Source organism: Sphingomonas sp. (genome assembly GCF_039595165.1).
Lineage (GTDB): Bacteria > Pseudomonadota > Alphaproteobacteria > Sphingomonadales > Sphingomonadaceae > Sphingomonas.
In genome coordinates, this window is record NZ_JBCNMA010000120.1 from 1 (window position 1) to 10,104 (window position 10,104).

The 10,104-nt window shown below is 68.4% G+C and carries 10 protein-coding genes; 6 read left to right on the forward strand and 4 right to left on the reverse strand.

All coding sequences use genetic code 11. From position 1 onward, the window contains the following. The 6 genes from ABDV68_RS15740 to ABDV68_RS15765 form a co-directional block, all read left to right on the forward strand. Nucleotides 1–421, forward strand: a 421-nt coding sequence (locus ABDV68_RS15740) for an enoyl-CoA hydratase-related protein (protein WP_343521049.1), incomplete at its 5' end; no start/stop codon positions are given. Continuing rightward, a complete protein-coding gene (gene scpA, locus ABDV68_RS15745) occupies nucleotides 418–2,556 on the forward strand; it encodes a methylmalonyl-CoA mutase (protein WP_343521050.1) in 2,139 nt (712 codons plus the stop codon). The genes ABDV68_RS15740 and scpA, both read left to right, overlap by 4 nt. Then, complete coding sequence (locus ABDV68_RS15750; RefSeq protein WP_343521051.1) at nucleotides 2,553–2,903, forward strand: hypothetical protein; 351 nt, start codon at nucleotides 2,553–2,555, stop codon at nucleotides 2,901–2,903. The genes scpA and ABDV68_RS15750 overlap by 4 nt, the downstream gene beginning before the upstream one ends. Beyond that, entirely contained in the window at nucleotides 2,900–3,892 is a 993-nt protein-coding gene (bioB, locus tag ABDV68_RS15755) for a biotin synthase BioB (RefSeq protein ID WP_343521052.1), read from the forward strand. Before ABDV68_RS15750 ends, bioB begins: the two co-directional genes overlap by 4 nt. Beyond that, nucleotides 3,889–4,689: an alpha/beta hydrolase-fold protein gene (locus ABDV68_RS15760; RefSeq protein ID WP_343521053.1), complete on the forward strand. Its 801-nt coding sequence runs from the start codon at nucleotides 3,889–3,891 to the stop codon at nucleotides 4,687–4,689. Before bioB ends, ABDV68_RS15760 begins: the two co-directional genes overlap by 4 nt. Before the next feature lie 8 nt (nucleotides 4,690–4,697). Beyond that, a complete protein-coding gene (locus ABDV68_RS15765) occupies nucleotides 4,698–6,707 on the forward strand; it encodes an acetyl/propionyl/methylcrotonyl-CoA carboxylase subunit alpha (protein ID WP_343521054.1) in 2,010 nt (669 codons plus the stop codon). Nucleotide 6,708: 1 nt separating this feature from the next. On the opposite strand, the gene ABDV68_RS15770 is transcribed toward ABDV68_RS15765, so the two are convergent. From ABDV68_RS15770 to ABDV68_RS15785, 4 genes are all read right to left on the reverse strand, one after another. Continuing rightward, nucleotides 6,709–6,924 carry a hypothetical protein gene (locus ABDV68_RS15770; RefSeq protein WP_343521055.1) on the reverse strand — a complete coding sequence of 72 codons (216 nt, stop codon included), beginning with the start codon at nucleotides 6,922–6,924 and terminating at the stop codon, nucleotides 6,709–6,711. 64 nt (nucleotides 6,925–6,988) lie between these two features. Beyond that, nucleotides 6,989–8,245: an N-succinylarginine dihydrolase gene (locus ABDV68_RS15775; RefSeq protein ID WP_343521056.1), complete on the reverse strand. Its 1,257-nt coding sequence runs from the start codon at nucleotides 8,243–8,245 to the stop codon at nucleotides 6,989–6,991. Then, on the reverse strand, nucleotides 8,232–9,242 hold the full coding sequence (locus ABDV68_RS15780) for an arginine N-succinyltransferase (RefSeq protein WP_343521057.1): 1,011 nt from the start codon (nucleotides 9,240–9,242) through the stop codon (nucleotides 8,232–8,234). The genes ABDV68_RS15775 and ABDV68_RS15780 overlap by 14 nt, the downstream gene beginning before the upstream one ends. Continuing rightward, nucleotides 9,239–10,104, reverse strand: an 866-nt coding sequence (locus ABDV68_RS15785; protein WP_343521058.1) for a hydrolase, incomplete at its 5' end; no start/stop codon positions are given. The genes ABDV68_RS15785 and ABDV68_RS15780, both read right to left, overlap by 4 nt.

Here is a 10,104-nt window from a genome sequence, read left to right on the forward strand (position 1 = left end):
CGTGGTGATGGCCAGGTCGGCCTATCTGCTGCTCGCCTTCAGCAATATCGGGCTGGTGCCCGATTGCGGCGCGACCTGGCTGGTCGCCAAGTCGGCCGGGCGCGCCAAGGCGCTCGAGATGGCGCTGCTCGGCGAGAAGATGAGCGCGGACGATGCGTTCGATTCCGGACTGGTTGCGCGGGTGGTCGAGGACGATGCGCTGATGGCGACTGCGCGTGAGATCGCCGCGAAGCTCGCCGCCAAGCCGACGGTCGCGCTCGGGCTGATCCGCGCGCAGGTCAAGGCGGCGCTCAATTCGACGCTGTCCGAGACGCTGAGCGTCGAGGCGCAGCACCAGCGGATCGCCGGAAAGACCGAGGATTTCCGCGAGGGCGTCATGGCGTTCATCCAGAAGCGGCCGCCGGAGTTCAAGGGCAAGTGACCGACAAGCCGGATCTCGACGCGTGGAAGGCGCTTTCCGACAAGGAAGTGAAGGGCCGCGACCTCACTTGGCACACGCCGGAGGGGATCGACGTCAAGCCGCTCTATACGGCGGAGGACGTGACCGCGGAGCCGGGGCTGCCCGGCTTCGCGCCGTTCACGCGCGGGGTGCGCGCGTCGATGTATGCCGGCCGGCCATGGACGATCCGGCAATATGCCGGCTTCTCGACCGCCGAGGAATCCAACGCCTTCTATCGCCGCAACCTTGCCGCGGGGCAGAAGGGGCTGTCGGTCGCGTTCGATCTCGCGACGCATCGCGGCTATGACAGCGACCATCCGCGCGTGCCGGGCGATGTCGGCAAGGCGGGCGTCGCGATCGACAGCGTCGAGGACATGAAGATCCTGTTCGACGGCATCCCGCTCGGCGAGATGTCGGTGAGCATGACGATGAACGGCGCGGTGATCCCGGTGCTGGCCTTCTTCATCGTCGCGGGCGAGGAGCAGGGGGTGCCTCAGGCCCAGCTCGACGGGACCATCCAGAACGACATCCTCAAGGAGTTCATGGTCCGCAACACGTACATCTACCCGCCCGAGCCGAGCATGCGGATCATCTCGGACGTCTTCGCATATACCTCGGCCAACATGCCGAAATTCAACAGCATTTCGATCTCCGGCTATCATATGCAGGAGGCCGGGGCGACGCAGGTGCAGGAGCTCGCCTTCACCATCGCCGACGGCATGGAATATGTGAAATACGGGGTCGCGAGCGGGCTCGACATCGACAAGTTCGCAGGGCGGCTGTCCTTCTTCTTCGCGATCGGCATGAACTTCTTCATGGAGGTAGCGAAGCTGCGCGCGGCGCGGGTGCTGTGGCATCGCGTGATGACGCAACTCGGCGCGAAGGACGAGCGCTCCAAGATGCTGCGCACGCACTGCCAGACGAGCGGCGTGTCGCTGACCGAGCAGGACCCGTACAACAACGTCATCCGCACCACGATCGAGGCGATGGCGGCGATGCTGGGCGGGACGCAGAGCCTGCATACCAATGCGCTCGACGAGGCGATCGCGCTGCCAACCGACTTCTCCGCCCGGATCGCGCGCAACACGCAGATCGTGATCCAGGAAGAGACGGGGATGACCAAGGTCGTCGATCCGCTCGGCGGCTCCTATTATGTCGAGGCGCTGACTCAGGAGCTGGTCGACAAGGCGTGGGCGATCATCGAGCGGGTCGAGGCCGAGGGCGGCATGGCCAAGGCGGTCGCGGCGGGCTGGCCCAAGGCGATGATCGAGGAGGCCTCCGCCGCCACCGCCGCGCGGATCGACCGCGGCGAGCAGGTGATCGTCGGGGTCAACAAGTACCGCAAGGCCGAGGAGGACTCGATCGACATCCTCGACGTCGACAACCACGCGGTGCGCGACGCTCAGATCGCGCGCCTCCGTAAGGTCAAGGCGGAGCGCGACGAGGCCAAGTGCCAGGCGGCGCTGGACGCGCTGCGCGAAGGCGCGCGGGGCAGCGAGAATTTGCTGGCGCTGGCGGTCGAGGCGGCGCGGCATCGCGCGACGCTTGGCGAGATCAGCCTCGCGATGGAGGACGTATTCGGGCGTCACGGCACCGTGCCGACGCCGGTCAAGGGCATCTATGGCGGCGCCTATGGCGACGATGTGCGCTGGGAGCGGCTCAAGGACGGCGTCGCGGCGACGGAGCGGCGGCTGGGGCGCAAGCCGCGCATGCTGGTCGCCAAGATGGGGCAGGACGGGCACGACCGCGGCGCCAACCTCGTCTCCTCCGCGTTCGGCGACCTGGGGTTCGAGGTGGTGCCGGGGCCGCTGTTCCAGACCCCGCAGGAAGCCGCCGAGCTGGCGGTCGCCGAGAATGTCGATATCGTCGGTTGCTCCAGCCTCGCCGCCGGGCACAAGACGCTGATCCCGCAGATGATCGGGCACCTCAAGGATGCCGGCCGCGGCGACATCAAGGTGATCGCGGGCGGGGTGATCCCGGCGCAGGACTATCAGTTCCTGCGCGATGCCGGGGTGCAGGCGATCTTCGGACCCGGCACGAACCTTGTAAATGCCGCCGCAGACGTGTTGACGCTGCTCGGGCACAATTTGCCGCCCGAGGAGGAAGCAGCCGAATGACGGACGGGGACGACCCTATCGAGGCCGCGCCGTTCGCGCGCGCCTATGACTTTTTCAAGCATCTGACCGGCGTGGCGCTGGTATCGATCGGCGGCGTGTTCGCATTCCTCGATGGCGAAGGGCCGAAGCTCGACATGCGTCGCATGATCATCGTGCTCGCCTGCCTCGGCATCGCCGGCGCGATCAGCCTGCTGATGGCGAGCGCGCTGGCGACGCACGAGGTCAAGCCGGTGCCGCGCGACAAGATGGCGCGCAACGTTCGCCTCGGCCTGGTAGCAGCGACCTTCTTCCTCGCCGCCGGTCTCGGCGCATTCATTCAAACCTTTTCATCGGCGAACCTCAAATGACCCGTAACGACTGGACCCGCGACGAGATCGCGGCGCTCTTCGACCTGCCTTTCACCGAGCTGCTGTTCCAGGCGGCGAGCGTGCACCGCGCGCGGTTCGCTGCGGACGAGGTGCAGCTGTCGACGCTGCTCTCGATCAAGACCGGGGGGTGCCCGGAGGATTGCGGCTATTGCAACCAGTCCACCCATGCCGAGACGGGGCTCAAGGCGACCAAGCTGATGGATGTGCGCGCGGTGCTGCAGGCGGCGGCGCAGGCCAAGGACAATGGCTCGTCGCGCTTCTGCATGGGGGCGGCGTGGCGCAACCCCAAGGACCGCGACATGCCCGCCATCGTCGAGATGGTGAAGGGCGTGCGCGGCATGGGCATGGAGACCTGCATGACGCTGGGGATGCTCAGCGAGACGCAGGCGGCAATGCTCGCCGATGCCGGGCTCGATTATTACAACCACAATATCGATACCTCGCCCGAGCGCTATGGCGAGGTGATCACCACGCGGACCTTCGAGGACCGGCTAGAGACGCTCGAGCATGTCCGCGAGGCGGGGATCAACGTATGCTGCGGCGGGATCGTCGGGATGGGCGAGACGCGTGGCGACCGGGTGGGGTTCATCCATGCGCTGGCGACCTTGCCGAAGCACCCCGAGAGCGTGCCGGTCAACGCGCTGGTGCCGGTCAAGGGCACGGTACTCGGCGACATGCTGGCCGATACGCCGCTGGCGAAGATCGACGAGATCGAGTTCGTGCGCACGGTGGCGGTGGCGCGGATCACCATGCCCGAGAGCATGGTGCGGCTGAGCGCCGGCCGCGAGAGCATGAGCGATTCGACCCAGGCGCTGTGCTTCATGGCGGGGGCCAACTCGATCTTCACTGGGGACAAGCTGCTCACCACCGGCAATGCCGGCGACGACAAGGACGCGGCGCTGTTTGCCCGGCTCGGGCTGAAGGCGATGCAGGGCGAGGTGAAGGTCGAGCTGGAGGCGGCGGAGTGATTCGGCTGCTGGCGCTGTTGCTGGCTCTGCTGCCAATGTCTGCGTTGGCGCAACCCGCGGGGACGCCGATCGTCATCGGCCAGTCCTACAAGCTCGACTCGGCCACGATGGGCGCGGCGCGGACGATCAACGTGTGGCTGCCGCCGGGCTACGAGAAGGGCGCGCAGCGCTACCCGGTGATCTACCTGCTCGACGGCGGGATCGAGCAGGATTTCCACCATATCTCGGGCCTGGCGCAGCTCGGCACGATCGTCGGGACGACGCGCGATGTGATCGTGGTGGGGATCGAGACGGTCGATCGGCGCAACGAGCTGGCCTTTGCGGTCGTGACCGATGCCAAGCTCAAGGCGGACTACCCGACCGCGGGCCAGTCCGAGCGTTTCCGCCGCTTCATCGCGGACGAGGTCAAGCCATGGGTCGAGAAGAACTACCGCACCAGTGGTGAAAATGCGCTGATCGGAGAATCGCTCGCCGGGCTGTTCGTCGTCGAGACGATGCTGCGCGCGCCGGGCCTCTTCGACACCCATATCGCGATCAGCCCGAGCCTGTGGTGGGACAATGAGGCGCTGGTGAAGGCTGCGCCGTCGCTGCTGTCCAAGGCACGCGGACAGCTGTGGCTTACCGTCGCCAACGAGCAGGGGATGGGCGTCGCGCCCTTTGCTGCTTTGCTCAAGGACAAGGCGCCCGGAAGCCTCAAATGGACCTATGCGCCGCGTCCGCAAGAGACGCACGCGACCATCTATCACGGCGCCGCGCTCGCGGCGATCCGCGAGCTTTATCCGCAACCGAGGCAATAGGGGCCGCAATGTTCAAGAAGATCCTGGTTGCCAATCGCGGGGAGATCGCCTGCCGCGTCTTCCGCACCGCCAAGCGGATGGGGATCGCGACCGTCGCGGTCTATTCGGATGCCGACGCGCGCGCGCCGCACGTACTGATGGCCGACGAAAGCGTGCGGCTCGGGCCGGCGCCGGCGGCGGAAAGCTACCTCAAGGCCGAGCTGATCCTCGCCGCGGCCAAGGCGACGGGCGCGGACGCGATCCATCCCGGCTATGGCTTCCTGTCCGAGCGCGAGAGCTTCGCCAGGGCGTGCGCGGAGGCGGGGATCGCGTTCGTGGGGCCTCCGCCCAGTGCGATCGCGGCGATGGGCGACAAGATCGAGTCCAAGAAGCTGGCCAAGGAAGCGGGCGTCAACGTCGTGCCCGGCTATCTGGGCGAGATCGCGGATACCGACGAGGCTGTCAGGATCGCGTCGGAGATCGGCTATCCGGTGATGATGAAGGCCTCCGCCGGCGGCGGCGGCAAGGGGATGCGGCTGGCGTACAGCCAGCAGGACGTGCGCGAGGGCTTCGAGGCGACCAAGCGCGAGGGGCTGGCGAGCTTCGGCGACGACCGTGTGTTCATCGAGAAGTTCATCGAGCAGCCGCGCCATATCGAGATCCAGGTGCTCGGCGATCAGCATGGCAACATCGTCTATCTCGGCGAGCGCGAATGCTCGATCCAGCGGCGACACCAGAAGGTGGTGGAGGAAGCGCCGTCGCCCTTCGTCACGCCCGGGATGCGGCGCAAGATGGGCGAACAGGCGGTCGCACTGGCGCGGGCGGTGGGCTACTATTCCGCGGGCACGGTCGAGCTGATCGTCAGCGGCGCGGACAAGACCGGCGACGGCTTCTACTTCCTCGAGATGAACACGCGGCTGCAGGTCGAGCATCCGGTGACCGAGGCGATCACCGGGCTCGACCTGGTCGAGCAGATGATCCGCGTCGCGGCGGGCGAGAAGCTCGCCTTCGGGCAGGACGATGTGACGCTCACGGGCTGGGCGATCGAGAACCGCATCTATGCCGAGGACCCGTACCGCAGCTTCCTGCCCTCGACCGGGCGGCTGGTGCGCTACCGCCCGCCCGCGGCGCAGGACACGCCCTATGGCGAGGTCGGCGGCGACGGCTATGTCCGCGTCGACGATGGCGTCGCCGAGGGGGGCGAGGTCAGCATGTTCTATGACCCGATGATCGCCAAGCTCGTCACCTGGGGCGCGACGCGCGATGCGGCGGCGGACCTGCAGGTTGCGGCGCTCGACCGGTTCGAGCTGGAGGGGCTGGGCAACAATATCGATTTCCTCTCGGCGCTGATGCAGCATCCGCGCTTCCGTGAAGGCGCTCTCACCACCGGGTTCATCGCCGAGGAATATCCCGAGGGGTTCGCGGGCGCGCCGGCCGATGCGGGGCTTACGCGACGGCTGGCGGCGATCGCGGCGGCGCTGAGCTGGCGGCAGGCCGAACGCGCCTCGCTGATCTCGGGCCAGCTCGGCGCGATGCCGCCGACGCCGTGCGACTGGGTGGTGCACATGGGCGCGATCGCGCACGAGGTGACGCTGGGCGACGGCGCGATCGTCGATGGCGAGCTGATCGAAGGCAGCGTCGAGTGGAACCCGGGCGATCGGATCGCGGTGGCGCGCTCGGACGATGGCGAGCTGGCGGTGCGCGTGGCGAAGACGCGCACGGGCTGGGTGCTGACCACGCGCGGCGCGGCGCATCGCGTCGAGGTCTATCGCCCGCGCGTGGCCGAGTTGGCGAAGCACATGATCGAGAAGATCCCGCCCGACATGAGCCGCTTCCTGCTCGCGCCCATGCCGGGGCTGCTGACGCGTGTCGAGGTCGCGGTGGGCGACAAGGTTGAAGCGGGGCAACCACTCGCTGTGGTCGAGGCGATGAAGATGGAGAACATCCTGCGCGCCGAGAAATCGGGCGTGGTGAAGGCGGTCAATTTCGGCGCGGGCGAGAGCCTGGCGGTGGACGCCGCGATCCTCGAGTTCGAATAGCTCAGTCGAGGCCGGCGTCGAGCGAGTCGAGGATCCGCGCACCGGCCATGAACACCGCGACGGGGCAGGCGGCGAACAGCATCCAGCCGCCGGCGCCGGGATACTGTTCCAGATAGTGGATGCCACGATCGACCGCGCCGACGCCGAGCGCGTAGATCACCATGAACGCTTCGAAGCGGGTCTTGATCGTGAACAGGCGTTTGAGGCGCGACCACATGCCCAAGTTAACGCAAGAACCGGACCAGCGGCGGAAAAGGCCGACTCCGCGTTAACGGATATGGTTACCTGTCAATTAATTCGACAGTTCCGAGTTCGTTGAGCAGCGCGGTGCGGGCGGCCTCGATCCGGGCGATGAGCGCGGGATCGCCGATCTGGTCCTGCGCGACGATCTCGGGCCAATGGGTCTCGATCAGCGCGGCGATGCGGTCGAGCTTGGCGTCGTCGACTAGGAAGCGCGGATCGACCGTCGCGGGGTCGGCGACGACGCGCAGGCGCAGGCAGGCGGGGCCGCCGCCATTGGCCATCGACTGACGGACATCGACCACCTCGAGATGCCGGATCGGGCCGTTGCCGGCGACATGCGCTTCGAGCCAGGCCCATACGCTGGGCGTCTCGCGCGCCTCGGTGGGGAGGACCAGCGCGGTCTCGCCCGAGGGCAGGGTCACGAGCTGCGCGTTGAAGAGATAGGACGAGATGGCGTCGGCGAGGCTGACCGCGGACGCCGGAACCTCGACGATCTCGACCTCGGGCATCAGGCGGCGGAGGTCGGCGTGGAAGCCATCCTTGTCGGCGAACGCTTGCTCATGGGCGAACAGCACGCGGCCATTGGCGACGGCGACGACGTCGTTGTGGAAGGCGCCGGCGGCGATCGCTTCCGCGGACTGCTGGACGAACAAGGTGCGTGCCGGATCGAGGCGGTGGCGGCGGGCGACCGCTTCGCTCGCCTCGCGGTGCTGGCGCGCAGGGAAGGGGCCGCCGGAGATGCCGTAGACGAAAATCTCGACGCCGGGCGCGTCATGCTCCGGACAGAGGCGCATATGGTTGGCGGCACCCTCGTCGCCGAACGGGGCGGGCACCGGGCCGTGGACGCGGAAGGCGTCGTCGGCGAAGGCGAGGCGGAGCTGGGCGAGCGTCTCCGGCCACTCGTGGCTGCGATGGGGCATCGTCACGAGATTGGCGACCGAGAGGTGGCAGCGGCCGTCTGCGGTGTCGGGCGCCGGCGAGACCGTCGCGGCGTTCGCGGCCCACATCGCCGAAGCGGACAGCGCCTGGGCCTGGAGATGCGGCGCGGCGTCGGCGTAGCTGGTCGCGAGCGTCTCCAGCCAGCGATGGTCGGGCCGGGCGTGCGGCAACAGGATGCCCTGGTGCAGCCCGAGCGCGAGGTTGGCGCGCATCTTGGCGATGCCCTGCAGCGCGGCAGCCTGCGGCTGAGACACCGCGCCCTGGTTGCGCGTCGCGGCGAGATTGCCCGGGCTGAGGCCGGCATAATTGTGGCTGGGGCCGATGATGCCGTCGAAGTTGATCTCAACGCGGGGCATGGCGCACCTCGTGCCCCGGCTCGATGCCGAGCGTCGTCGCGGCGGCCTGGTCGAGCGTGATGCCGCCATCGGCGAAGCCGACGCGCCCGTGGCAGGCGCGGAAGTCGCCGAGCAGGCCGCGCGCGACGATGCTGGGCGTGCCGCCCTCGGCCAGCGCGGCGACCTTATCGGAGCGGGAATCGCGGACGGTCATCACCTGATCGGTGCGCGCGGTCATGGTCGGGCCGCCGTCGAAGATGTCGATATAGTTCTCGAACGCGAAGCCCTCGGTCTCGAGCATGCGCATCGCGGCGCGGCCCGAGGGGTGGGGCAGGCCGATCACGCTGCGTGCGCTCTCGGTCAGCATCGCGGTGTAGATCGGGTGCTTGGGCATCAGGTCGGCGATGAACTGGTTGCCGTGGATCGCGTTGAATTCATCGGCCTGCTGGAAGTTCATGCCGAAGAAGCGGCCCGCGACGCCGTCCCAGAAAGGCGAGCCGGCCGCCTCGTCGATCACCCCGCGCAGCTCGGCGAGGATGCGGTCGGCGAAGCGCGCGCGGTGCATCGCGATGAACAGATAGCGGCTGCGCGCGAGCAGCATGCCGAGGCCTCCGGCGCGCTCGCCGGGGTGGAGGAACAGCCCGCCGACCTCGCTGCACCCCTCCAGGTCGTTGACCAGACTGAGGATCTCGGCGCGGAAGGTGCGTTCGAGCGCCTCGCTGTGCTTGGTCTCGGTGCCGATGCGGTAGCTGTAGAAGGGCCAGCGCTGGCCGACCTGAGTGAAGATCTGGCAGGTGCCGCGGACCTCGCCGGTGGCGGTGTTCTCGAGTACCAGCACGAACAGCTCGTCCTTGAGCGAGTCGTCGGTGCGCGCGAAGGCGGCGGCGCTGCGAGCGAGCTTGGCGAGCAGCGCCGGCTTCTCGGGCGGCAGATTGGTGAAGCCGCCGCCGGTGAGCTTGGCCATCTCGTAGAGCGGCTGGAGGTCGTCCTCGCGCGCCGGGCGGATCAGGAAGCTCATACGCGGCCCCGCTCGATGATGCGCAGGATGGTGAGGGCGGAGAGCGCGGCGCGCTCGGGCAGGCTTTCGGGGATCAGAAATTCCTCCGCGCTGTGGATCGCGCCGCCTCGCGCGCCCATGGTGTCGACCACGGGCACGCCGCAGGCGGCGATGTTGTTGCCGTCGCACACCCCGCCGGTGGCCTTCCACGCGACGGGGATGTCGAGATCGGCGCCGGCTTGCCTGACCAGTCCGAACAGGCGCTCGGCACCGGGGTCGAGCGGTTTGGGCGGGCGGTTGAAGCCGCCATGGACATGGACGTGGACGTCGTGGGCGGCGGCGACCTCGGCAGCAGCGGTTTCCACCAGCGCAGCGGCGCGGGCGATCGCTTCGACCGAGGCGGGCCGGAAGTTGACGCGCAGGATGGCGAGATCGGGCACGACGTTGTTGGGCCCGCCGCCCTCGATGCGGGCGGGGTTGACGGCGAGGCCGTCACCCCTGGCCGCGGCGAGGCGCAGCGCGAGATCGGCGGCGGCGACGATCGCGTTGCGGCCCTCCTCGGGATTGCGGCCGGCATGGGCGCTGCGACCGCGCACCACGATCGAGAAATTGCCGGTGCCGCCGCGCGCGCCGGCGAGCGTGCCGTCGGGGAGCGCAGGTTCATAGGTCAGGGCGGCGACCTTGCCTTTTGCGGCCTGCGCGATCAGCGCGGCGGAGGCGCAGGAGCCGGTCTCCTCGTCCGAGTTGATCACCACCTCATAGCCGAAGCGTTCCGCGGCGGGGGTGGATTCGACGGCGCGGAGAGCGGCAAGCATCAGCGACAGGCCGGCCTTCATGTCGGCGGCGCCGGGGGCGTTGAGGCGGGCGTCGGGGAGCCAGGCGG